A 24,654-nucleotide genomic window follows, 5' to 3' on the forward strand; every position below is an offset into this window, starting at 1 on the left:
CCGCGCTATCGTGCGGCATTGAGGGCGAGGCAACTCGACTCGTCGTCAATGGCCGGGAGAGGACCGCTGTACGCTTCAGCATCGTTGTCCCCACGCCCGTGCAGATAGATAACGCTGCCATTTGCTGCTTCGGCGCGAATCCCTGACCAGCCCTGAGCGCCGGTTTCTTCTTCGGCCGAAGGGAATCCGTGTCGCTCAAGGATCGGATCGACCGTCGTCAGGACCTGGTTCATGTCGGTGCGGCTGAACGCGAAGGAAAGCTTCGCTACTCCAGTGCTATACCGGCATTGGCCTTCCACGAACTCAAACCCACTGTGCTGCCCCTCGGTCGGCACAGCGGCGATTGTGGCGTCAGGTTGGAGTGGCAGGAGTGCGTCCATGGTCTCGGTGAGGAGCGAGTCCATCTCGGAGGCGATCGTGGTCTGGTCGATGGGAGCGGCTGCTGGGGTTGGTCTGGTGCGAGGGGTGCTGCAGGCGGTGACCGACAGGATGAGAACTATGCTCAGCCCTGACGCGATGACGAGCTTCTTCATCGCAGCTACTTGCCGTCGTGGCTGATCGCAATGTCAAAGACGCCGCTGCGGACGTCCATCGCATCAGGCTCGTGCGCGGCCACAAACTTGATCAGGCCGACCTTGTCAAACTGGACGGCGTCACCGAGCTCAAAAACGTGGTTGATCGGCTCGATGTCTGCCCGCCGAATGAGTAGACGACACTTCATGACTCCTGCTCGAGTCGGCGCCAACTGCATAACACCGATGAGCGTGCCATCGAGGTCGAGTTGCGACCCCTGCCGAATTGTGTATTCCATATCGAATCCGCCTCACGACGACTTTGCTGACTAATTAACTTGAACCGCCTGGACATCATCGAAGTTCCGATAGAAGTCATCGGCGCTCATCGTGATGGAGCCATCCTTGTGGTTGCCGTCTTTTCCGGGGCCGCCATCTGGGCCCCAGGGGTTCGCAAGCGTCACTGTTCCGTTCTGGGGATCGACATCTGTGATGACGTAGACATGACCGTTCACGACGTTGGGATCCGTTTTCTCGTCGAAGACGCGGGTGTGCTCCGATCCGGCAGTGAGCGCCTGCCCGTTTGAGAGCCGTTGATCGAGGTCGTCGAGGGACGGTCGGTCACTGAACCACGGGTCGAGACTGAGTTTGTCTGCCTTCCGCCCGGTAATCGCCTGCATAGCGTCTTCCGAGTGTCCACCGTCAATGTCGCTGTAGGAGCCACCGCGATCCTGAGCAAGGGCTTTTTCATAGATGGATGCCCAGTTGGGCTGGCTGTTCGGTCCAGTGACGCCGTTGCCCTCCTTGAGGAAGCTGTTCTCGACTGTGACCTCATAGGGTTGGCCATTCTTGTCGTACAAGGTCACCTTGTACGTGTTGGTCAGGGCATCGTAGGTGATGTGGTCTTCTGGCCAGTTTGGATCCTGCTCGGCAATGGCTCCGAGCGCCGCCAAAAGCCAGCAGTCACCGATGGCATGCTGTCGAATGGACTCAACAGGCGATAGGTCTCGACCCTGGCCCTCGTCGTAAGGGGTCGTATCCAGATCGACAGGCGCGTCGCGGTCTTCGTGCCACTTGTCGCTGTCAGTGGAGACATGAGGCATCTCGTCCTTCTTTTTGTCCCACGGGAAGGCGGCAACTTCATCACCAGGAACACCGTCTCCTGAATCAGTGAACGAACCGCCCGATGTGCTGTTGCTTGAGCACTCGTCTTGTTCGTCAGCTTGACGGACAAGGTCATCTGAGCGCTCATCAATGAGCGCAGCGAGCTGGTTGAGTGAGTTGGCCATTGCCGGCGTCGTCACATCTTTAAACAGGGTGGCATCGACGCCGAACCACACGACGCCCTGGCTTGCACTTAACGAGGTCTCAGCAGCGCTGTCAATACCGGTGCCACTCAGCGCGAAATCCTGTGCGACCCCCCTGAGCTCGTCTGTGTTCGCGCCGAACATTCCTGCTGGCATGATTCCCCCGTTTGCCTACCCCTGAGATGATGCGCAATGCGGGATCAAGCCTAGAGCGCCCTGAGGGCTTGGACATCCGCCTTTCGAAGTACCACGGCTCCGCGGAGGGCCTACCGTCGATGGCCGCGTGTATGTGGTTATCTGGGAGATGAAGAGCGTTGGATCAAGCAGGCGCTCGTTGTGTCATTGAGCAAGCTGAAGGAATCCCATACATGACCACCACGTGCCTCGTCACCGGCGGTGCCGGCTTTATCGGCTGTGCCATTTCTGGCCTGCTCGCTGAGCAGTTCGACCGCGTCGTCGCGGTTGACAGCCTGCACCCGCAAATCCACCCGAGCGACGAGCGCCCTGCCGCCCTCGACGAGCGCGTTGAGTTCGTCAAGGGCGACGTCCGTGACGCCGACATGTGGGACCGCCTCCTCCAGGACGTCAAGCCCACCCACGTCGTCCACCTTGCCGCCGAGACCGGCACGGGCCAGTCGCTCACCGAGGCGACCCGCCACGCCACCGCCAACGTCGTCGGCACCACCGAGATGCTCGACGCGTTTGTGCGCCACAACGCGCTTCCGGAGAAGATCGTCCTCACCTCGAGCCGCGCCGTTTACGGCGAGGGCAAGTGGGTCGACGGTGACGGCAACGAGACCTACCCGGGTCAGCGGTCGGCCGCCATGCTCGAGCGTGGCGAGTGGGACTTCCCGGGCCTCACGGCCACGCCCTTCGTTTCCTCGCAGGTGAAGCCGACGCCGACGAGCGTCTACGGTTCGACGAAGCTCGCACAGGAGCACATCCTCACCTCGTGGTGCCTCGCCATGAACGTGACGCCGGTGCTCTACCGCCTGCAGAACGTCTACGGCCCCGGCCAGTCGCTCATCAACCCCTACACCGGCATCGTGTCGTTCTTCGCTCAGACCGCGAAGCGCGGCGAGACGATCCCCGTGTACGAAGACGGCCAGATCATCCGCGACTTCGTGTTCATCGACGACGTCGCTGACGCCATCGTGAAGGGTGTCCTGCACTCGGGCGCCAACCAGCACGCCTACGACATCGGCTCCGGCGAAGGTACCTCGATCCTCCGTCTTGCTGAGCTCATCGCCGAGCACTACGGTGCGCCGGCCCCCGAAATCAACGGCAAGTTCCGTAACGGTGACGTGCGTCACGCATCGTGCGAGATTGACGCCGCCAAGGAAGCACTCGGCTGGGAGCCGAAGGTCATGGTCGATGAGGGTGTCGTCCGCCTGTGCCAGTGGATCGACCAGGAGGTCGGGCGATAACCGAGACGACGGCCACTTCGGCCGAATCGGCACGAGCCGGGCGGGGGAGTCGCTTCGCGAAGCATCCCACGCTCGGCCTTGTGGCGAACCTGACGCTGCGCGAGATCCGATCCGAATACAACCGGACGGCGCTCGGTCGGCTGTGGTCGCTGCTCAACCCGCTCGCCACGATCGCGATCTTCGCGATCATTTTTGGGCTGCTCTTCCGCGCCGAGCCGCACGTCGGCACGAACTCGGGGCTGCAGAACTACGCGCTCTGGGTCGCCTGCGGCATCATCCCGTGGAGCTTCATCTCGACCGGCATCATGGCTGGCATGGGCTCGCTCGTCGCCAACACGGGGCTCCTCACGAAGGTGTTTTTCCCGCGCTGGGTGCTCGTCGCCTCAAGCGTCGCGTCCAAGACCTCTACGCACCTCATTGAGCTCTGTGTCCTCGCCGTCATCATGGCGATCTTTGGCGGATGGCAGGTGCTGCTTGTTGCGCCCGTGCTCATCCCGATCGTCATCCTGAGCGCAGCATTTGTGCTCGGTATCAGCCTCATCCTCTCGGTCACGGTCGTCTACTTCCGCGACATGGAGCACCTCTGGGCTGTGTTCAACCAGGTGTGGTTCTACGGCACAGGCGTCGTGTTCGGTGTCGAACTCGTCGCGGCCGCAGAAGAGCAGCTCGCGCACGACACCGGCACGCGCTGGCCGCTCCTCGCCGTGTTCCAGGCGAATCCCGCCCACCAGTTCCTTGAGGCCTACCGCGCAGTGCTCTATGACTTCGCGCTGCCGAGCTGGGAGACCTGGGCGCACATCACGGCCTGGGCGATCGCCATGCTCGGCATCGGTTGGTTCGTCTTCAAACGCTTCTCGGGCCGCGTTGTAGAGGAACTGTAATGACCGCTCCCGCGATCACCGTTGACAACGTCTCGAAGACCTTCCGCGTCTATAAGGACCGCAATCGTTCGCTCAAGGCAACGATCCTTTCGGGGCACCGCGCCAGCTACGAAGAATTCTGGGCCCTCCGGGATGTCTCGCTCGAGATTCCCGAGGGCAAGACCTTTGGTCTCCTCGGGAACAACGGCTCGGGGAAGTCAACGCTCCTCAAGTGCATTGCACGGATTCTGGAGCCCAACCGCGGCAGCATCTCGCACCGGGGCCGACTCGCGGCGATGCTCGAGGTCGGTTCGGGATTCCACCCCGAGCTCACTGGGCGCGAAAACGTCTACCTCAACGGTTCGATCCTCGGCATGAGCCGGCAAGAGATCGACCGCAAGCTCGAGTCGATCGTCGACTTTTCTGGCGTCGGTCAGTTCATCGACCAGCCGGTGAAGAATTACTCCTCGGGCATGTACGTGCGGCTTGGCTTTGCCGTGTCGATCCACGTGGAGCCTGACATTCTCCTCGTCGACGAAGTGCTTGCCGTCGGTGACATTGCCTTCCAAGAGAAGTGCATGGAGAAGTTCGCGGAACTCAAGCGTTCGGGGCGCACCGTTGTCGTGGTCTCGCACGGTCTCGAGCAGATGCGCTCCTTCTGCGATGAAGCGGCCTGGCTCTCGAAGGGTGAGCTGCGCGCGGTCGGCAACGCCCGCGACATCATCGACGACTATGCGAACCTTGAGCACGGCGCGACGACGGATGCGCAGGGCGGCACCCGTTTTGGCACGGGTGAAGCTGTCGTCTCGAAGATTGAGCTCTTGGATGCTTCTGGGCGCGAGGTGCGGCACCTGCGCACGGGAGATGCCGCGACGATCCGCCTCCACTACCTCGCGAAGGAGCGCGTCGAGAAACCGGTGTTCGGTGCCTCGATCGACTCGGTCGACGGGCCGTACATGTGGGGTCACCACGGCCGCGACGCGGGCTTTGTGCCCGAGTCGATTGGCCCTGGGGAGGGGTCGATTGATATCGACATCCCGGCCATCACCTTCCGCCCTGGCACCTTCCAGATTTCAGCGTCGATTCAAGACTCGACGTGCACGCACATGTATGGCGCGTGGCAGCGGGCGGTGACCTTCGCGGTAGGGCCGGGCGAGCCTTTCGAATCGGGTGGCCTCGTGACCCTCGGCACCCGCTTCGGCAACCACCGAACCCGCTAGCCGCCCGCGTGTGCTGTCAGAATTGCACGCTCTAGGGAACACGACGCTCTATATGGGGGTCTGTTCCGTAGAGCGTGCAATTTGGTCAAGAGTGCGGCCACGAGAGCGAATTACACGCGTGTGATTTAGCACATTTCGGGCGTTTTGCCGAGATTTTTGCACACGGCGTGTCGCGAGTGGTGGGTGTGGCGCGTGTGGCTTGAGATCCGCGCCAGTATGCGGAAATCGGCGTTTCTGGGGTGGCAAATGTGACGAATGTGACGAACGAGCTTCGTGATCTAACTGTGGCCTTTGTGGCAGAAGATCTGCATACTTAGTTCTCGTTGGACCATCAGTGCGCTCCCCGCGCTCGAGGTTGAACCTGTCACGCCCCCAACCCGAGGGAACACCATGCTTCGCCGGATCCTGTCACTGCTCACCATCGCCGCGCTCGCGGCGGGTGGTTTCATCGCTCTGCAATCAACGAGCCTGCTCGGGCTCAACAAGGCCGAGGCTGCGGATGCCTCCGCCTTCCGCCCCGGCAACCTCATCAGCGATGAGAACTTCTACAACGGCAACGCCATGGATCACCACCAGATCTACGCGTTCCTCTCGGAGTTCGTGGCCCCTGGCACCGGCAGCAGCAATGCCCTCGTGAACTACGTGCAGTCGACCCCGTCGATGCCGGCCAACGGCTACTGCGACGCCTACCAGGGTGTCCCGTGGGGTGAAAACGCCTCGCAGATCATCGACAAGGTCGGCAAGGCATGCCACATCTCGCAGAAGGCGCTCCTTGTGCTCCTCCAGAAGGAGCAGAGCCTCGTCTCGGACGCATGGCCGAGCAACCGCCAGCTCACGGCAGCAACGGGATTCGGGTGCCCGGACACTGCTCCGTGTGACTCCAGCTACGGCGGCTTCTTCTACCAGGTGTACAACGCTGGACGACAGATCCAGTACTACAAGGCGAACCCGTACGAGTTCAACCACATCCCGTTCCAGACGAACAACGTCCTCTACAACCCGGACTACGGTTGCGGCTCCTCGCCGGTCTACATCGAGAACTACGCGACGGCTGCGCTCTACAACTACACGCCGTACCAGCCGAACCAGGCAGCGCTCAACAACCTCTACGGCGAGGGCGACGGCTGCTCTGCCTACGGCAACCGCAACTTCTGGCGCATGTACACCGACTGGTTCGGTGACCCGCACGGCGCCCCGGCCGAGCAAGAGCCGAACGCTGACCTCATCAAGGGTGACCAGAGCGACGACATCTTCCTCTACGCTGGCGGCACGCGCTACTACATCCCCGCGAACCTCGCGGGCGACCTCACGAAGCTCGGCAAGCCGCAGGTGCTGCCCCAGACCAAGGTGAACTCCCTCCCGTGGGGCTACTGGGTCTCAAACGTGGTGACGAACGACCGCCAGCAGCCGCGCTTCATCTCGAATAACGGCACGTGGGCGCTCGCGCACTGCCAGATGGCCGAGGACTACGGCACGCCGTGTAACAAGGCTGCCCACATGCAGGACTCGCAGCTCAACAAGCTCGACCAGAAGGGTATCCTCACCTCCTTCGTGAAGCAGCCCAACGGTCTCATCTACCTCGTTCAGTCGGGTACGAAGCGTGAGGTCCCGAGCCTCGATCAGCTCAAGGGCATGGGCTTCGACACGACCACGACGACGCTTCCGGATGGCACGCTCGACTACCTGCCCACCGGCGACCCGGTGGCTGGCTGGGGCGTCATCACGACCGACCTCAACCAGAAGGCAAACCGTGCCGTGCTCGACGGCTACCAGACGCACCCGCTCGGTGGCGGTGCCGCGAAGTTCAGCTACTTCGCCTCGACCGCGACCATGACGAGCGAGAGCCTCGGCAAGTTCGACCAGGGTGACACTGTCACTGGTCTCGTGAGCACGGGCGACAAGTCCTACATCCTCACGGACAAGGGCCTTGCTGAGGTCGACCCGAAGGCCTACGGCGCGACGCCCGCGGCCAAGGTTCGCACCTCCTTCGTGAACAACCTCCCGAGCGCGAAGCCGATCACCGGCGCACACCTCATCAAGGGTGACGGTCGCACCGAGGTTGTCCTCGTCGACAACGGCACCCGCACGGTGTTCCCGAACGCAGAGACGGCACAGCAGGAAGCCACCAAGCGCGGCATCTCGACCGCCATCACGGTCACGACAACGGCGCTCGTGGACTCCATCCCGACCGCAACCGCGAAGCCGACCCCGACTGCAACGGCCACGCCGACCGCAACGCCGACACCGACCACGACGGCGATGCCCAGTGCGACCCCGACGGCAACGCCTTCGGCCACCCCGTCGGCGACGGCCACGGCGAAACCGAGCGCGACCCCGGCTGCCACCGGCACGAGCACGGCCAAGCCGAGCGCACCTGCCTCGACCGCGCCGAGCGCACAGGCTGTTGAGCAGCTCGCCGAAGGTGAAGTCATCACGAATGAAGACGGCACCGGTACGTGGATCGTGGACGGTGACCGACTCCTCCAGATCGCAACCCCCGCGGTCGCCCAGGACCTCGGTCTCGAGTTGAGCGCCCCGCGCACCGTGAATGACGCGACCTTCGCCTCCTTCAAGGGACGCTTCGAGCCGCTTTATACCTCGGCAGTCCGCTGCGACGGCAAGACCTTCGTGGGCCTTGACGGCGAGCTCGTGCCCTTCGCGAACACGACGATCGAGCAGGCCTACAAGCTCAACCATGTCGACATCTCGAACGCGCTCTGCGACAAGCTCGTGATCTCGACTACGCGCTCGATTGACACGACCCGCGTCGAGAGCGCGAGCGGCAAGATCTACGAGGCAGTGAACGGCCAGCTCCGTGAACTCCTCAACGATGAACCGCTTGCAGCACACGAGGGTGACGCGAGCGCTGCGCCGACCGCGACGGCCACCGCAACGGCGGCAGCCACCGCAACCGCCACGCCGACTGCGAGCGCGACGCCGAGCCTTTCGGCAAGCCCTGCACCGACGGCTCCGGCAGAGCCTGCTCCGGCAGACCCGGCAACGCCGAAGGCGATCCGCCTCCCGGCCGCGATCACCTCGATCATGCCGAAGACCAGCACCACCACGACGAACTAGTCGCGACGATTGCACGGTGTGAGGGCACTCCCAATGCGGAGGCGCCCTCACGCCGTGTCTGCGGCCATCGATGCATCCGGCACTTCGTGGCGAGGCACGATGGTGGACACCGACACCTCGGTAGGATGTCCGCGTGCTTCCCGTCTCCGTTCTCCTACCGGTGTACCACCGGGTACCCGCTGAACAGTTCGAGGCATCCCTGAACTCCGTCCTCGAACAGACGCAGCCTGTCGCTGAGCTCATCATCATTGCGGACGGGCCACTCACTGATGAGCTTGATGCCATCATCGAACGAGCCTGCAACGAGCACGACACCGTGCAGTGTCTGCGCTTGGCCGAGAACCGCGGCGTCGCCGTCGCAACCCAGGCTGGCCTTGAGCGTGCCACGCAGCCGTGGATCGCGCGCCAGGACGCCGACGATATTTCGCTGCCTGAGCGTTTCGAACGTATGATGGCGCTCCTCGAAATTCGCCCCGACCTGGGCGCCCTCGGCGCCGCCATGTACGAGTTCTCCGGCACCCCCGACAACATTGTCGGCACCCGCTCCATGCCGGAATCTGCCGAAGCCGTGAAGCGCTACGCGCGCTTCAACAACCCTGTGAACAACCCCACTTCGATCGTGCACCGAGAGCGCACCATCGCGGCCGGCGGCATCCAGCACCTGCACCTCATGGAGGACTACGACCTCATGGCCCGCCTTATCGCGGCAGGTCACCCGGTTGAAAACCTCGCCGAGCCGCTCGTGCTCTTCCGCGCCGACCCGGGCATGTTCACGCGCCGCCGCGACCGCCGCATCTTCGCTTCCGAGTGGGACATGCAGCGGCGTCTCAAGCGTTACGGCCTCATTTCCACGCCGCGGATGCTGTTCAATATGGCGGTTCGATCCGGCGTGCGGCTCATCCCCGCAAGCTGGTTCACCAAGCTCTACGCGCTCGTGTTTCGACGTGACCGCGCCGACGCAACAGAGAGGGCCTGATGGCACACACCATCACAGACCACACCACGGACGAGATCGCTCACGGATGGAGTGACGAACTCGCGCAGGCGAGCTGGCTCGTCGTCCCGCTCTACAACGAGGGCCAAGTCATTCGCGAGGTGATGACGGAAGCCCGTCGGACCTTCCCAAACATTGTGTGCGTGGATGACGGTTCGGTCGACGATTCGGCCGTCGAAGCCCGCGCCGCAGGCGTGCACGTCGTCAAGCACCCCGTGAACCTGGGCCAGGGTGCGGCGCTTCGCACCGGTCTCGACTACGCGATGAGCCAGCCGGGTTCAACGTACTTCGTCACCTTCGACTCCGACGGTCAACACCGCGTCGTGGATGCCCAGCGCATGGTCGTGCGCCTCGCGACCGAGCCGCTCGACATTATCATCGGCTCGCGCTTCCTCGACGGGCGCACGAAGCCCGGCGCGCTCAAGAAGCTCGTGCTCAAGATGGCCGTCATGTTCCAGACGGTGACCTCGGGCGTGAAGCTCACGGACGCGCACAATGGCCTGCGTGCCCTCAACCGGACGGCCGGCCAGGCGCTCCCGATCATGCAGAACCGAATGGCGCACGCCTCCGAGATCGTGAACGACATTGGCGCGAAGAAGCTGCGCTACGCCGAAGAGCCCGTCTACATCGTCTACACGGATTACTCACGGGCGAAGGGTCAGTCGCTCTGGAACTCGGTCAACATTCTGCACGAGCTGCTGCTCAAGTAAGGGACAGTCATGGGAGAAGGACAGCTCATCATCAAGATTGCCCTCATCGCGGTGCTCGCGATTGTGGGGCTCCTGCTCGTTGTGCCCGGGCGCGGTGCCCGAGGCCAGGCCATCCAGCGTCTCTCGCTGCTCTTGGCTCTGTTCCTCGGCGTTCTCGCGGTCATCTTCCCGGATGCGACCACGAGCGTTGCGAACTTCCTCGGCATTGGCCGCGGCGTTGACCTGCTCTTTTACGCGGCGATTGTTGCCGCGATCGGCTACGTCGTGACGACGACGCTGCGCCTTCGCAAGGCCGACCGCGACTTCACGATTCTCGCTCGCAAGGTCGCGCTCCTGGAAGCCAACCTTCGCGAGGGGCACGACACGCTGCCGGAGCCCCCGGCCAGTGAGCCGATCCGCCCGCAGCACTAGGCGCACAACCAGTTCGCCCCGCCGTCACTGAGAGGGCAGGGCGAATTCGTTGTTCGGGATGCTACTTGTCCGCGTCCACGTCGGCGCGTGCCGGTGCGACCGGCTCGAGCTCGGCTGCTTCGTCGGCGCTGGCTTCATCCGCAGCCGTGTTCTCGTCGCGGTCGGGCTCCGGCTCGACAGCCGTATCATCATCCGCGTGAGCCGGCGACGCAACCGGGACGGTGTCGGTGCCGCGCTCGACTGGCTCCACCTCGGACTCGACCACGATGGGCGCGATAACCGCGGTAGCGATCGGAACTGCTACGTGCGGCGCCCCAGAAGCCACACGCCACCGGGCGCGACGGTTGCGCGAGGTGCGCGAACTCAAGCGAGCAATGAGGAGTACCCAGGCGAGCGCGGCGAGGCTGAAGACCACCACGAGGACCGGCCAACCGCCCGGCGTGGACGGTTCCCAGAGCGGCTCGCTGAGCATCTTCCGCCACTCCACCTTCGGCTCATCGAGGCCCGTGACGTAGCGGCGCAGGTTCCAGAGAATCGCGAATCCGTGCATGACCAGCAGGCCCGCGAGCAGCAGGAACATCGTCGTACGGCCGCGGTACAGGTGCACCAGTCCCGGAATCGCGTCGTCGAGGGTCGCGCCTGCGCAGAGCGTGAGCGCAAACACGATCGCAAGTACGTAGCGGTCCTGCCAAATGTGCCCGTGCGTGTACCAGGACATGCCCTGCAGAAGCGCAGGGACGGCGATGAGGGCCACGGTGAGCACGAGCGTGCGCACGCGTCCCCAACCGTCGCCGAGGAGCAGCGCCGCTGCGACGACCGCGAAGAGCAAGCCACCCCAGATAAGGATGATCGTGTCGGGCAGGCGCGTGTCGAGCCAGCCGAAGGTGCCGACGTAGCCGGCCGCGTGCTCGAGCGTGCGCGAGAGCATGTACTCGATGCCCTCGCGCGGCGTCACGACGCCCGCACCCCAGCCGAGGGTTGAGGGGGCACCGCTGCCGCCGACACGCTGCATCCACAGGTACGCGCCACCGCCAACGCCGCCGAGCAGTACGACCGCACCCCAGAAGAGCTTCGAGCGGATGAGTTCACGCCAGAGCCGTCCATCAATGAGGAGGGCCGCGGCAATGATGACGAACCAGAGCGGGCCGACCGAACGCGAGTTTGCGAGCAGCGTGCCCGAGATAAGCACGCCAAGAATGAGGGCCGTTCGCGGCATCCGGCGCCCGCGGTCGAGCAGCGCGATGAGCGAGGCCGACATTGCGAATGCGGCGGCGAGCTCCATCGAGGAAATGTTGACGACGGCACCCATAAACAGCGACATCGGGGTCAGTGTCACCGCAGCCGCGAGCATCGTCCACGAGCGGCGTCGGCGCGAGGCAAGGGCCGTGATACCCCAGGCGATGCCGAGTGAGTAGAGGAGTGCGCTGGCGAGGCGCATCCCGTGGATGACCTTCGCGCCATCCAGGAAGTAGCTCGGCCATCCGACGAGGAAGTAATAGACGGGGTTGTAGCTGCCTGCGCCCGAGAACACTTCGACCATCTCGCTCGGCTGGTTATCGATGGCGCCGAGGCAACTTCCCGGCATGCTCGGGTCGAAGCGGTAGCAGCTGACCATCGTTGTGAAGTCCTTGATGTAGCCGGGCACCTTGAAGGCGCGGTCGCCCGGCAGCGCCGGATCGATGCGTCCCGCGAGATCGCCATGGCTGACGCCGTAGGCCTTCACAATGTGGGCTGGCTCGTCGGGGCCAGCACCGAGCGGCGAAGCGAACACCCAACAGGTGAGGAGAGCGAAGACGATGACCCATGTGGCGAGGAACACCCGCCACACACGGAACTTGCGGGGCGTCGCAGGGGTCACACTCACGTATGCATCCTTCGAATTGCGGGGTCGAGTTCGGCGGTGTCGCTCAGACGGGGGCGCTGCACCTGTTCACGCTTGGGGTGCTGGATACGGCGGGGGAGCGCCGGGAGATCCTGCACGCGTAGCTTCGTGTAGAAGGCCAAGTAGCTCAGGAGCAGGAAATTGCCCTCCACGAGCAGACGAGATTCTGTCAGGGATTGCATGACGAGCGCCACCATGAGCAGGAATGCTGCCGTGGAGGTGTGCGGGATGGGGCGGGGCCCGGAGGCGTCACGCTGCGGCTTGTCAATCGAGAGCCACCAGCTCCGGATCGTCGTCGAGAGGACCGCGCCCGCGAAGAAAACCGCACCGATGATGCCGGTCTGCATCCAGGCGTCGAGGTAGGCGTTGTGGGCCTGCAGGTAGCGAAGGCCATCGAGGATGACGAGCTGCTTAAAGGTGTCGACCCACGGCGCCCAGTAGCTGATCCAGCCGATGCCAATCCACGGCTGCAGGCTGCCCAGGCCCACAACCGCTTGCCACACGGTGCCGCGGCCCGACATGTCGCCGGATCGATTCACGAGTCCGAAGATCTCATCGCGCCAGGTCACAAGGACGAACAGGCCAATCGCGCCGATGACGAATACCGCGAGATACATGAGCCAGCGCTGCGGCGAGGTGAGGCGGCGGGCACACCAGATGAGGGCGATGGCGAGTACGAGGACGGGGAGCGTCACGATCGGCGTCGCCGAGCGGGAGAGGAAGAGGGTGCCGAAGGCGATACTGCACCAGATCCAGCCAAAGCGCTTGCTCACACGGCCAGACGCCAGCTGCACGCCCGTCACGATGAGGGCGAGCAGGCACACGAACCCGAGCAGATTGCGGTTGCCGAGGATGCCCTGTATCGCGGCGCCCTGGAAGAGGTGGCCCTGACTCCAGTACACCGCCGGGTGGGCGGTCTCGGGCGTTGCACCGGCGACACCCGTGAAGAGCTCCAACTGGCCAGGGAAGTAGAGGTAGAGCGGCAGGATGCCTTGCGGTATGAAGAGCGCGACACCCAGCTCAAAGATGAGCGACATCGCGACGATCGCACGCATCGCACTGCCGAGGCTGTCGAGGAACAGCAGCTTCGTGCAGTTCACCGACAGCGCGAACGCGACGGTCACGGTCATGATCTGGATGACACTCGCCAGCAGTGTTTCGGGGCGGTACGCCGACCAGATCACACTCGCGAGACACCACAGCACGAAGAGCATGAGCGGCGAGGGCAGATGCGTGAGACGGGGGAGCGGCTTCTTCTTGATGATGAGCCACACGGCAACGCCAAAGAGAGCGAGCACGATAGCCGCGAAGCCATACCAGCTCAGCAGATTGCGCCAGAAGTCACCCGCGAAAGCAGTGAAGAGGACGACGGTCGCGTAGCTGCGCAGCCCAGGCCGGAACGGGGATCCCGGCTTGAACCCTGCGCGAGTGAGAGCGTTCGCCGATCGAGCTCCGGAAGGCAGGGCTGATTGCGTCATGAACTCTATTGTGGCGCAGTTGACGTATCTGCGGGGTTCCCGCGGAAGAAAGCTGCCGCTCGGTATCCCCCGCTTGGCAGGCGCAGGCCGTCGCAGATCATCCCCTCGGGGTGGATTCGATGACTGTGCCTGTCGGCCTCGAACGCGACACCGAGAGCGGGTAGCCTCTGGGCTGATGTTCATCGAGCTAAGGAATGTGCCGCGCGATTACGCGTGGGGAGCACCGGGAGCGATTTCACGCCTCCTTGGTGCCGACGGTGCATGCCTTGCCGAGCGTGACAGCACGGCGCCCGAGGCTGAACTCTGGCTCGGTGCGCACCACGGCTCGCCCGCGCGCGTGCTTGAGCGGGAGCGCCCCTTCGCCCAGTGCACACCTCTCAACGAGTGGATCGCTGCGGACCCGGAGCGTGCGCTCGGGCGCTACGCGAGGGGGCTGCACAATGACCGACCGGTCCTGCCATTCCTCTTTAAGGTGCTCGCTGCGGCCGAACCGCTGTCGCTGCAGACGCACCCGAGCCTCGAACAAGCCGTCGCAGGTTTTGCCGCCGAGCAGGAGCGCGGGGTGCCGATCGATGCGCCTGAGCGCAGCTACCGGGACCCGCTCCACAAGCCTGAACTGCTGCTCGCGGTCAGTGACCGCTTCCGTGCCCTCGCGGGATTCCGTCCGGTTGACGAATCCCTCCACATTTTCACCGTGCTCGCTGAATCACTTGGCGAGGGCGGTGACGCGGATGCGATCTGGAACATCGTCCGGGAACTCGAAGCGATCGAGACCGCTGGCACCGAGTGGGGCCTCAAGGCAATCGTTCGACGGCTCCTCGAATGGGGACCGAATACCCCGCTCGTGACCGCCGTGACGAACGCCGCGACCGTGCTGCGCGAGCGCTCGACCGAACTTGACGAACACGCCGCGCTCGCGGTCGACACGATTGAGCGACTTGCCTCGCACTACCCGGGTGACCCTGGCGTCGCGATTGCCCTCTTGCTGAATCGGCTCGAACTCGCGGAGGGGGAGGCCATCTTCCTCACCGCTGGCACACTCCATGCCTATCTGGAGGGTGTCGGCCTCGAGATCATGGCGGGCTCTGACAATGTCCTTCGAGGTGGTCTCACGCCGAAGCACATTGACATCCTGGAGCTTCTCAACACGCTTGACGCGCGTGTGCTGACCGAACCGCGCGTTGCTCCGCGCGAACTCGAGGAGGGGCTCATTGAGCTCGCTCCGGGTGTGCCCGACTTCCGCCTCCTTGTCATGACCTCGGAGCAAGAACGGACCGTCGCGCTTGACGGCCCAGCGATTGCGCTCGCGCTCGAGGGCGATTGGCGTCTCGACGGCGTTGCCTCGGGTACGGTGCTTGGTGAGTCGTCGGCAAGCTATGTCACCCCGGACGAGCAGTGCATCCGTATGCTCGGTGAAGGTCAGCTCGTCATCGCGACGACGGATGGCCGTGCCCGCGAGCACTTTGTCGGCGCCTAACAGCCACGTTGTGCTTGTGCGGCGTCCTCCCGTTCCTCGCTAGCGGGATGCAACGACTCGCGCTTTTCGGAATTTCCCAGTTCCCGCGGGTCATCCGCGTTGTCATGCGCGACACGCCGAAGTTCTCCACGCCTCACCTCCACGAAAACCCTCGACCTTGGGCTTAAGGTTTGCGGCCGCAAGCTTGACGTAGAGGGAATTACACGGGTGTAATTGATGCACACCACGCGGGAACGATCCGCGCGACCACTGGGAGAGCATGGTATGGCTGAGCTGGGAATGAACCGCCGAGTTCCGGACGACTGGTACGTCGACCCGGTACAGCTTGGCGTACCCGGCGTCCGCCGGGGTATTGACGACGACAACCTCCTTGCCTGGCAGGCGGACGCACTCTGTGCGCAGGTCGACCCCGAAGCCTTCTTCCCGGAAAAGGGCGGCTCCACGCGTGACGCAAAGAAGATTTGCGCCTCGTGCGAGGTCCGCGCCGAGTGCCTCGAGTGGGCGCTCGAGAATGACGAACGCTTCGGCATCTGGGGCGGCCTCTCCGAGCGTGAGCGCCGCAAGCTTCGCCGCGGCGCCTAGGCGAGACTCCGCGCGCCTCGCCAACGGGCGAGGCTGACGCGCTTACGATCGGGCCGATGCGAGCAGCAGTCACGGTCATTCTTGTCGCCCGAAACGGCGCCCACATCCTCGATCGCACGATTTCCGCGATCGAGGCACAAACACGCGCGCCCGAGCGCATCGCCATGGTCAATATTGACTCGCGCGATGGCACTCGCGAGATCATGCGACGCGCAGAACCAGACCTGCTTCTCTCTCTTCCCGAGGACACCGGCTTCGGTGATGCCGTCCGGGAAGCAGCCCTCGAACTTGATGGGCTCGACGGCGGCGAGGAAGGCTGGCTGTGGCTGCTCGGCGCCGACAACTCGCCCGAGCACGACGCGCTCGAACAGCTCATGGCCACCGTTGAGCGCAACCCCTCGCTACAGGTGACCGGCCCGAAGCAGGTTCGCCGCGACGACCCCGCCGTCATTGTCGAGTACGGCCAGACGATGACGAACAACGGCGCGAGCGTCGTCCTCCATCAGGGTGAACTCGACCAGGGGCAGTTTGAACGTCTCTCCGATGTGCTCGCGGTCGGGGCGGGCGGCATGCTCGTCCGCCGCTCCGTGTGGCGCGAACTCGGCGGCTTCGACCCGGGCCTTCCTGTCGTCGACGACGCCCTCGACTTCTGTCAGCGAGTGTGGCTCGGGGGCGGCCGCGTCCTCCTGACCCCGACCGCACGCGTGGAGCGTGACGGCAACCCCGAGACCCTGCTTTCGCCCTCGGGTGAGCGGATGAGTGCCTCGCAGCGCATCTTTGAGCGCCGGAAGGCTGAGCTGCACCGTCGGCTGAGCTCATCCACCGCGTTCGGCTTCATCCTGCACTGGCTCGGCCTCGTGCCGATGGCTTTCCTGCGCAGCGGATGGAATCTCCTGCGCAAGCTCCCCGGCCGGATCATCCCGGAGTTCGCGGCAGCCTTCGCGGTCGCCTTCGGGCGCACCGGTGCATGGGGTGCCCGCAGACGCTTCAGCGAGCACTTGAGTGAACCGCGCACCGCCATTGACCGCCTCCGAACGACGCCCGCCGAACAGCGCAAGCAACGAGAACTTCGCGCCGAGCAGTTGCGCGCACGCGCCCAGGGAACGAAGCAGCACGTCGACTTCCTCGCCACGGGTGGCGCGTGGGTCGTGCTCCTCGGACTCGTGGCATCCGTGGCAATGCACTTGCCGATCATGGATGCTGGCGCGCTCACAGGCGGCGCGCTCCTGCCGATCTCGCCCGATGTCGTCGAACTCTGGGGCAACACCGGCTATGGCGTGCGGGACGAAGGCCTCGGCGCGATGGGCCCGGCTGACCCCTTCACGCTCGTGCTCGCCCTGCTCGGCACCGTGACCTTCTGGCAGCCGAGCCTTGCGGTTGTCGGCCTGTGGCTGCTCGCACTGCCGCTTGCGGGCCTCGGTGCTTGGATGCTGGCCGCGCGCCTCACGGCTCGCCCGTGGCTCCGCGCCGTAGCGGGGATCGCCTGGATGGCAGCACCGCCGCTGCTCGTGGCACTCAACGAAGGACGCATCACGGCCGTCATCGTCCACGTGGTGCTGCCCTGGCTCATCCTCGCCGGTATGCAGGCGATTGAAACCTGGCGAGCGGTCGCAACGCTCGCGCTGCTTTCGGCCGTCGTCGCGGCTGCAGCACCGTCGCTCATCCCCGCGCTCGTGCTCCTGTGGCTCCTGTCGATGACGATGGGACGTGCGCACTGGCGTCGCCAGCTCATTGTGCCGGTGCCTGCGCTGGTGCTTTTCGCCCCGCTCGTGGTCTCGCAGTTCAACCGCGGCGGCCTCGCCGGGCTCCTGCGCATTTTCGCCGATCCCGGGCTCGCGGTCGCCTCGAAGCCCGTGACCGGACCTGCCGCATTCCTCGGTTTCCCGGTCGTCGACTTTGGTGGCTGGGTGGACACGCTCGCGAGCGCAGGCGTCGCTTTCGAGGCGCCACTCGTGCTCGCGATGCTCGCTGTCCCGGTCGCGATCGCTGCTGGCCTCGGCGTCATTTCGGCGCAGTTCCGCACCGCGGCGATGGGCCTCGTGATCGCCCTCTGCGGCGCGGCGACCGTCGTCCTCGCAGCGAAGCTTGAACTGCAGTCGATCGGGCAGGCGCCGGTCACGCTCTGGCTCGGCTCAGCGCAGTCCCTCATGCTGCTTGGCCTCGGCGGGATGGCACTTGCTGGGCTCGCGAGCCTTCGCCGCGCTGGCGCCGGCATCCTCGGCTCGCTCATGCTGCTCTCGATGATCGTCACGGCGATGCCGCCTGCACTCGCGCAGACGTTCTCGACTTCGCTCGTTGAAGCCGGTTCGACGAACACGGTTCCCGCGATCGTCCAGGCCCAGGGCACCGTTGAGCACCGCGTCGGCACGCTCATCCTGACCCCCTCCGATGGCGGCACGCTCCGCATGGTGCTCGACCGCGGCACCGGCGAAACGCTCGACGCCCAGTCGACGCTGCGCACAACCGCAGAACGCCTCTCGCCCGAGCAGGAGCGCCTCGCCTCGCTCGTGGGTGAACTCGTCTCCGATTACGCGGAGGCGCCGACGAGCGAACTGCACGCCTTCGGCGTGAGCTACATCCTGCTCGCCCCGGCCGAGGCCGATGCGAGCGACCTTCGGATGCGCCTGAGCACGAGCCTCGACGCGAACGGTGCACTCGCCCCGGCGGGCTCCTCGGTGCACGGCACGCTCTGGCAGGTGTCGAACGCGACACTCGCGCCGGCCGACCCGGAGATGAGCGCCCACCTGGCTGCCGGCAACCTCGGGACGTGGCAGGGACGCCTCATTCTCGCCGTCCAGCTCTTCGTCCTCCTCGTGACGCTGCTCCTTGCCCTGCCGACCGGCAGCCTCGAGGCGGATGCAGCCCTCGCCGAGCGCCCCGTGCACCGCCGCTGGGCATGGCTTGATGGTGAACTCACCGCTGCACACCGTCCCATGGATTACGGCGATGTTGCCGGTGAACGCGTCGACGCGTACGAACCCGATGACCAGGACCGCGAGGAAGGGATCTCACTGTGAAGATGACGTCCTCCGAACCCCGAGACGACTTCGAGCGCGACGAGCATGAGGACGCTGTCGAGCGCGCCGCTCTCGAAGCACGCCAGGAAGCGCTCCTCGCCGCGCGCATGGGCGAACTCGAACCGGCAGGCCGGACCGTCAAAGCCAAGGAGCCCGCGGTGGTTCGCGAGGAGCGACGTGGCCGCGAACTTGGCGCCCGCTTTGGTGTCGGTGTGCTCGCGCTTGCTGCGGCAAGCGGTCTTGTCGTGTGGTCGCTCACGCCCTTCATCCCGGCCCGGAGCGTGACGATTCCGAGCACGCAGGTGGCGCCGGTGCCCGGCACACAGGAGCGTGTGTGCCCGGGGCCACTCGCGGCACTCGGCCAGCAGGGCGGATCGACCGCGGCGACCCTCGTTGGCGACTCGAAGCTCGCCGGAGCGGGCGACACGGGAAGCGCGGAAGCGATCGGCATCCACGCCGCGAACGGGAGCGGTACCGGCGCACTCAAGGCGCCAGTGCTCTACACGGCTCCCGGTATGCAAGGGGATGTGCCCACGCGTCTTTCGGCCGCGCAGACGACCACTGTTTCTGCGCCCCTGGCAGGTTTTGCTGCGGCATCCTGCCAGCAGCCTTCGGCCGATCAGTGGGTGCTCGCCGATGGCAGCACAGGGACGACGTCTTCAGTGCTCTCGGTGACGAACTCGAGCGAGCGCGCCGCGAAGGTGACCCTCACGGCGTTCAGCGAGAACGGGCAGATCGCGATGAACTCGAACGCTGAGTTTGAGATCCCTGCCCGGACGCAGCGGCTGGTGAGCCTTGCTGGCCTGGCACCGGAACAGAAGTGGCTTGCGGTCCACGTGCAAGCCTCCTCTGGCCTTATCTCCGCGAGTATTCACGAGACCGTGAGCGAGCGCACGAACGGGCAGGGCGCGGACATCGTCGGCGCGACCGAAGCGCCGACACTCGGTGTCGTCATCCCGGGCGTCCCGGTGACGGCACAGCCGAGCCGCCAGGATGACGGTGGTGGTGCACAGAACACGCTCGTGCGTCTCGTCTCGCCGCAGGGTGATGCGAACCAGGCGATCGTGCGCATCCTCGACCACGAGGGCAAGGAAGTGCACCACCAGACGATGGCCCTGCAGATGGGCGTGGTTGCCGAGATGCAGCTCTCGCTCGTGACGCCGGGGGTCTACACGGTCGTCGTGGATGCGGAAGCCCCCGTCCTCGCAGCAGCCCGTGCGGGTGTGGTGGCCGAGAAGTCGCGCGACTTCGCCTGGTACCGGGCGGCCCCGGTGCTGAGCGGTGACCAGCTCGTCGCCGTCCCCGAAGGCCCGGGCGCCCGCATCTCGCTCTACAACCCGAAGGGGGAAGCCCAGCAGATTACCGTCGCCCGCGAAGGCGGCGAGGCTGAGACCGTGACGATTGCTCCCGGCGCGACGCACCGCGTGGACGCGAGCGCGGGGAATTACCACCTCGGCGCACTCCACGGGATCGCCGCGACGGTGAGCTATAGCGGTGCGGGTCAGCTCGCGGGCTTCGCCGTGACGAGCACCAACCCGCTCGCCGAGCCCATCGAGGTCGTCCGCTAGTACGGGGTTCGTCGCGCGTTAGCCGTTGTAGCGGTCGTGAGCGATGTTCCATGGCTCGCGGCCGTGGAGTTCACCGATGGCGGCGAGCACCGTCATTTCAGCGAGTGCACGCACGTGCACCGGATCCTCGCAATGAAGCTTCTCGAGCCGCTCGAGCGGCACACGATAGATCGTCACCTCGCGTGGGCCCGTCACCTGGAAGCGGTCAATCCCGTCCCCGGAACGAAGCTCGGTCGGCAGCGCGGCGAAGCGCACCTCCACGCCGTCCAGGTACTCCGGTGCGACGTTACGCAAATACATGACCGTGTCCTCAACCGAGAGCTGCCAAAGGAGCGCTCGACCCGTGAGACGCGGCAGGTACGGCCCCGCAATGCTCGAGCGCAAGCGCCGACCGTGGCGCGCACGGGCAACACCCCGGCTGCGTCCCGAGGAGGGACGACCGGACGAGCGTCCTGCGCGGCGAGATGAAAAGGGCACGCCTCCACGATAGGCCCCCACACCGTTTCGAACCCACGCCAGGCGCAGCCGCGTATCCTGAACACATCATGTTGAACCGCCCGTGCTGCCGCGTGACGTGTTCGCGGCCTGCGGTCGCGACGCTCACCTACGACTATGGCGACCGGATGGCCGTCATTGGCCCGCTCTCGGTCGTGGCCGACCCACACGCCTACGATCTGTGCCAACTCCACGCCGAGCGACTCAAGGTGCCGGACGGCTGGACGATCATCCGTCCGGTACCGTTGGGGCATGACATCTGAGCTCTTGATCCCACCGGTCGACGCCGCACAGCGAGGTGCCCTGGACAAGGTGGTGAAGAGCTACGACGTGCGTGGTCTCGTCGGGAGCGAACTCACGGAGCCACTCATCACCGCGCTCGGGGCCGCCACCGCGGATGAACTCGAGCTTGCGGGGGAGCCGCTCGTTATCGGCCACGACATGCGTGACTCGAGCCCCGCTTTTGCGAAGGCCTTTGCCCGCGGTGCAGTCGCGCGCGGCGCCAGCGTCATCCACATCGGTCTTGGCTCGACGGATGAAAGCTACTTCGCCTCGGGCAGCATGAACGCTGCCGCAGCCATGTTCACCGCGAGTCACAACCCGGCCGCGTACAACGGCATCAAGCTCTCGCGCCCCGGTGCGAAGGCGCTGAGCCGCGACACGGGCCTCGGCGCTATCGGCGAGCGCGCCGCCGCCTACCTCGAGCAGGGTATCCCGGCAGCCGCTGTTCCCGGCAGCGAGCGCGACCAGAACGTCCTCGCCGACTACGCGGCGAAGCTGCGCAGCCTCGTCGACCTCTCCGGTATCCGCCCGCTCAAGGTCGTCGTGGATGCGGCAAACGGCATGGGGGGCCTCACGGTTCCCGCGGTCCTCGGCTCGGCCGCAGGCCTCCCGGAGCTACCGCTCGAGATCATCCCGCTCTACTTCGAGCTCGACGGCACCTTCCCGAACCACGAAGCGAACCCGCTCGACCCGACGAACCTGGTGGACCTGCAGAAGGCGGTCCTCGAGCACAAGGCAGACCTTGGCCTTGCCTTTGACGGCGACGCCGACCGCTGCTTCGTCATCGACGAACTCGGCCAGCCCGTCTCGCCCTCGGCGGTGACCGCGATCGTCACGATTCGTGAGGTTGAGCGTGCCCGTGCCGCGGATGAAGAGGACATCACCGTCATCCACAACCTCATCACCTCGCGCATCGTGCCCGAGACGATCCAGCGTCTCGGTGCCCGGGCCGTGCGCACGAAGGTCGGTCACTCGCTCATCAAGGCTGAGATGGCCCGCTACAACGCCGTCTTTGGCGGTGAACACTCGGCGCACTACTACTTCCGCGACTTCTGGGGTGCCGACAACGGCATGCTCGCCGCCATGCACGTGCTTGCCGAGGCAGGTTCGAGCTGTCGCGCCGTGTCAGAGCTCGCGCGTGAGCACACGCCGTACGTCGCCTCGGGTGAGATCAACTCGACGGTTGAGGATGTCCCTGGCGCCTACACGCGCATCGTGGACGCGTTCCAGGACCGCGGCGAGTTCGATGAGCTCGACGGCCTCACCGTCACCGGTTCCACGAGCCGCGACGAACCGTTCTGGTGGTTCTCGGTGCGCCCGAGCAATACGGAGCCGCTGCTTCGCTTGAACGCCGAAGCCGCGGACGAGGCGACGATGGCCGCGATCCGTGACGAGGTCCTCGCCCTCATCCGTCAGGAGGCGTAGCCCGACACCGCCGGGGCACTCGCGCTGCTGGTGCGGCCCGCGCTCGCGGGTGCTAGCCGCGGTCGGGGAAGCCGTGCGGCAGGCGCGTGATCGTCGGCAGGATTCGGTGCTGCTGCTGCCAGCGCCGCTCGAGCGCGGCGAACTCGCGGTCGCGGCGGATGGCAGCCACTGCGCGGAGGAAGCTATCGGCATCCGTATTCGGCAGGGGATGCACGTAGGGCATGACCTCGCGGCCGATCGACTCCGCCATACGCTTGCGCGAGAACGGGTCGAGCCGCTCGAACTGGTCGAGGTAGTCGAGGATGCGGCGAGAGTTTCGGTCAGGGAGCCGTGACACATCCGCGCTCGCGGCCCAGCGGCGCAGATGCGGCGGCACCGCGAGCTCGCGCATCGGGAGCTGACGCTCGCGAACCTGCTGGCAGATGGTACCTGCGAGCATGTCGCCGACGCGCTTGCACTTCGGGTGCAGCATGCCCGCGACGGCAGCACAGCCACCGCTCGTCATGACGAAGTCGAGGATGCCCAGGAGCGCCCGAATGAAGGCGTGGCGAAAGCCGATGGCGCCGCCGTCATCGCGCACGATCTGCAGCCCCATGATCCATCGGCCGAGGCTGCGGCCCTTCGTGAGCGTCTCGATCGTCGCTGGCACGATAATCGTCGCCGTCACGAGGGCGAGGATGATGAGCGCGCTCAGCATCGCGACGTCGATGTCGTTCCCCGCGCGAGACGAGAATTCGAGCATCGTGCCGATGAACACCGCGAGGCCCACCATGACGACCGCCATCACAGCGGCATCGATCGTGCTGGAGACGGCTCGCTGCACGTATCCGGCACGGCGAATCTCGAGTTCAACCGCCTCACCGACGACGACAGAGTCACTCTCGAGGCTGAGCTTTCGATCCCCCATCGCCAATTGCGTCATGAGATCATTAAACCCGATGGACCTTGATGCTCTCACCCGCGTAAAACGCCCTACCTGGGATCGCCTCGCCGAGCTCGGGTCCTCCTCGAGCCTGAGCGGCCGCGAAGCGGATGAACTCATTGCGCAGTACCAGTCCGGTGCGGGCGACCTCGCCACCATCCAGACCGTGTACGGCTCCACACGCGAGGGCGAAGTGCTTTCGCAGCGCCTCGGCCGGGCGCGCAATCGCTTCACGGGTGCACCGGCCGGGATGCTTGTCGGCGTCCTGCGCTTCTTCGGCGAACACTTGCCCGCCGCCCTCTACCGCGTGCGCTGGTGGACGCTCGGCGCGGCCATCTTCACCATCATTGCCGCCACGCTCACGTACTTCTGGGCCTCGAGCGACCCGGCCATCCTCACGTACTACGCCTCAGAGGCGCAGCTCGAGAAGTACCAGGGCAACTTCATCGACTACTACTCCGAGTACTCCGAATCGAGCTTCGCTGCCCGCGTCTTCACGAACAACGCGTGGATTGCGGCGCAGTGCATCCTCTTCGGCATTACCGGGTTCATGGTGCCGTACGTGCTCATGCAGAACGCGAACGGCCTCGGCGTCTCTGCCGCTGTGCTCGGCCGCTACGAGCACCTTGATGTCTTCTTCCTCTGGATCATGCCGCACGGCCTGCTTGAACTCACCATGGTGTTCGTCGCGGCGGGCGCCGGCCTCAAGCTCTTCTGGTCGTGGATTGTGCCGGGCGCACGCACGCGCATGCAGGCGCTCGCCGAAGAAGGACGTTCCATCGGCATCGTCGCGATCGGCACGACGATCTTCCTCTTCATCTCGGGCCTCATTGAGGGCTATGTGACGCGCCAGGACTGGCCGTGGGCGATCAAAATCGGGATCGGCGTGCTCGCGTTCGGTCTCTACCTCACGTACTCGCTCTACCTCGGCCGCAAGGTCGCGCGCACGGGCGAACGCGGCGACCTCATCGAATTCGAGGCTGGCGCCCGCAACCTTGCGCAGGACTAGC

21 protein-coding genes are annotated in these 24,654 nt (G+C 65.3%); 14 read left to right on the forward strand and 7 right to left on the reverse strand.

All coding sequences use genetic code 11. The features are described 5' to 3' along the window. Positions 1-5: 5 nt before the first annotated feature. From ZAL01S_RS03025 to ZAL01S_RS03035, 3 genes are read right to left on the reverse strand one after another with little or no spacing between them, the layout of a single operon-like run. On the reverse strand, positions 6-533 hold the full coding sequence (locus ZAL01S_RS03025) for a hypothetical protein (protein ID WP_066079549.1): 528 nt from the start codon (positions 531-533) through the stop codon (positions 6-8). A gap of 5 nt (positions 534-538) precedes the next feature. Beyond that, positions 539-811, reverse strand: coding sequence for a hypothetical protein (locus ZAL01S_RS03030; RefSeq protein ID WP_066079552.1), 273 nt, complete (start codon positions 809-811; stop codon positions 539-541). 30 nt (positions 812-841) lie between these two features. Next, a complete protein-coding gene (locus ZAL01S_RS03035) occupies positions 842-1,975 on the reverse strand; it encodes a C2 family cysteine protease (RefSeq protein WP_083523009.1) in 1,134 nt (377 codons plus the stop codon). A 212-nt stretch (positions 1,976-2,187) separates the two neighbouring features. Here ZAL01S_RS03035 and ZAL01S_RS03040 point away from each other — a divergent pair, with 212 nt between their 5' ends. From ZAL01S_RS03040 to ZAL01S_RS03070, 7 genes are all read left to right on the forward strand, one after another. Then, the gene (locus ZAL01S_RS03040; protein ID WP_066079558.1) at positions 2,188-3,246 is read left to right on the forward strand and encodes an NAD-dependent epimerase/dehydratase family protein; all 1,059 of its coding nucleotides are present in this window, start codon (positions 2,188-2,190) and stop codon (positions 3,244-3,246) included. An 80-nt stretch (positions 3,247-3,326) separates the two neighbouring features. Further along, positions 3,327-4,127: an ABC transporter permease gene (locus ZAL01S_RS03045; protein WP_066079561.1), complete on the forward strand. Its 801-nt coding sequence runs from the start codon at positions 3,327-3,329 to the stop codon at positions 4,125-4,127. Then, a complete protein-coding gene (locus tag ZAL01S_RS03050; protein WP_083523010.1) occupies positions 4,127-5,326 on the forward strand; it encodes an ABC transporter ATP-binding protein in 1,200 nt (399 codons plus the stop codon). The genes ZAL01S_RS03045 and ZAL01S_RS03050 overlap by 1 nt, the downstream gene beginning before the upstream one ends. A gap of 390 nt (positions 5,327-5,716) precedes the next feature. After that, positions 5,717-8,401 carry a hypothetical protein gene (locus ZAL01S_RS10440; RefSeq protein WP_066079565.1) on the forward strand — a complete coding sequence of 895 codons (2,685 nt, stop codon included), beginning with the start codon at positions 5,717-5,719 and terminating at the stop codon, positions 8,399-8,401. 133 nt (positions 8,402-8,534) lie between these two features. Continuing rightward, the gene (locus tag ZAL01S_RS03060) at positions 8,535-9,377 is read left to right on the forward strand and encodes a glycosyltransferase (RefSeq protein ID WP_066079568.1); all 843 of its coding nucleotides are present in this window, start codon (positions 8,535-8,537) and stop codon (positions 9,375-9,377) included. Continuing rightward, positions 9,377-10,105: a glycosyltransferase family 2 protein gene (locus tag ZAL01S_RS03065; RefSeq protein WP_066079572.1), complete on the forward strand. Its 729-nt coding sequence runs from the start codon at positions 9,377-9,379 to the stop codon at positions 10,103-10,105. The genes ZAL01S_RS03060 and ZAL01S_RS03065 overlap by 1 nt, the downstream gene beginning before the upstream one ends. A 9-nt stretch (positions 10,106-10,114) precedes the next feature. Continuing rightward, positions 10,115-10,516 (forward strand): DUF2304 domain-containing protein, encoded by a 402-nt coding sequence (locus ZAL01S_RS03070; protein ID WP_066079575.1) that lies wholly within the window; start codon positions 10,115-10,117, stop codon positions 10,514-10,516. 61 nt (positions 10,517-10,577) lie between these two features. Here the strand turns inward: ZAL01S_RS03070 and ZAL01S_RS03075 are convergent, their stop codons facing one another. Then, entirely contained in the window at positions 10,578-12,380 is a 1,803-nt protein-coding gene (locus tag ZAL01S_RS03075; protein WP_066079578.1) for a DUF2142 domain-containing protein, read from the reverse strand. Further along, positions 12,377-13,876, reverse strand: coding sequence for an O-antigen ligase family protein (locus ZAL01S_RS03080; protein ID WP_066079580.1), 1,500 nt, complete (start codon positions 13,874-13,876; stop codon positions 12,377-12,379). The genes ZAL01S_RS03075 and ZAL01S_RS03080 overlap by 4 nt, the downstream gene beginning before the upstream one ends. Before the next feature lie 196 nt (positions 13,877-14,072). Between ZAL01S_RS03080 and manA the strand changes: the two genes are divergently transcribed. From manA to ZAL01S_RS03100, 4 genes are all read left to right on the forward strand, one after another. After that, positions 14,073-15,353: a mannose-6-phosphate isomerase, class I gene (manA, locus tag ZAL01S_RS03085; RefSeq protein WP_066079583.1), complete on the forward strand. Its 1,281-nt coding sequence runs from the start codon at positions 14,073-14,075 to the stop codon at positions 15,351-15,353. Positions 15,354-15,617: 264 nt separating this feature from the next. After that, complete coding sequence (locus tag ZAL01S_RS03090) at positions 15,618-15,935, forward strand: WhiB family transcriptional regulator (protein WP_083523013.1); 318 nt, start codon at positions 15,618-15,620, stop codon at positions 15,933-15,935. A 56-nt stretch (positions 15,936-15,991) separates the two neighbouring features. Continuing rightward, positions 15,992-18,952: a glycosyltransferase family 2 protein gene (locus tag ZAL01S_RS03095; RefSeq protein WP_066079586.1), complete on the forward strand. Its 2,961-nt coding sequence runs from the start codon at positions 15,992-15,994 to the stop codon at positions 18,950-18,952. A 2-nt stretch (positions 18,953-18,954) separates the two neighbouring features. Beyond that, positions 18,955-20,520 carry a DUF5719 family protein gene (locus ZAL01S_RS03100; protein WP_066079589.1) on the forward strand — a complete coding sequence of 522 codons (1,566 nt, stop codon included), beginning with the start codon at positions 18,955-18,957 and terminating at the stop codon, positions 20,518-20,520. An 18-nt stretch (positions 20,521-20,538) separates the two neighbouring features. On the opposite strand, the gene ZAL01S_RS03105 is transcribed toward ZAL01S_RS03100, so the two are convergent. Then, entirely contained in the window at positions 20,539-20,904 is a 366-nt protein-coding gene (locus ZAL01S_RS03105) for a hypothetical protein (protein ID WP_066079592.1), read from the reverse strand. A 161-nt stretch (positions 20,905-21,065) separates the two neighbouring features. Between ZAL01S_RS03105 and ZAL01S_RS03110 the strand changes: the two genes are divergently transcribed. Together ZAL01S_RS03110 and ZAL01S_RS03115 are read left to right on the forward strand one after the other, a co-directional pair. Continuing rightward, complete coding sequence (locus tag ZAL01S_RS03110; protein WP_066079595.1) at positions 21,066-21,278, forward strand: DUF3499 family protein; 213 nt, start codon at positions 21,066-21,068, stop codon at positions 21,276-21,278. Next, on the forward strand, positions 21,268-22,722 hold the full coding sequence (locus ZAL01S_RS03115; RefSeq protein ID WP_083523014.1) for a phosphomannomutase/phosphoglucomutase: 1,455 nt from the start codon (positions 21,268-21,270) through the stop codon (positions 22,720-22,722). The genes ZAL01S_RS03110 and ZAL01S_RS03115 overlap by 11 nt, the downstream gene beginning before the upstream one ends. Before the next feature lie 52 nt (positions 22,723-22,774). On the opposite strand, the gene ZAL01S_RS03120 is transcribed toward ZAL01S_RS03115, so the two are convergent. Beyond that, positions 22,775-23,644, reverse strand: a complete 870-nt coding sequence (locus ZAL01S_RS03120) for an RDD family protein (RefSeq protein ID WP_159421558.1) — start codon at positions 23,642-23,644, stop codon at positions 22,775-22,777. Positions 23,645-23,660: 16 nt separating this feature from the next. On the opposite strand from ZAL01S_RS03120, the gene ZAL01S_RS03125 reads away from it, so the two are divergent. Continuing rightward, on the forward strand, positions 23,661-24,653 hold the full coding sequence (locus tag ZAL01S_RS03125; RefSeq protein ID WP_066079601.1) for a stage II sporulation protein M: 993 nt from the start codon (positions 23,661-23,663) through the stop codon (positions 24,651-24,653). Position 24,654 lies beyond the last annotated feature (1 nt).

The sequence above is a fragment of the [Zimmermannella] alba NBRC 15616 genome, from assembly GCF_001570905.1.
Classification (GTDB): domain Bacteria; phylum Actinomycetota; class Actinomycetes; order Actinomycetales; family Microbacteriaceae; genus Pseudoclavibacter; species Pseudoclavibacter albus.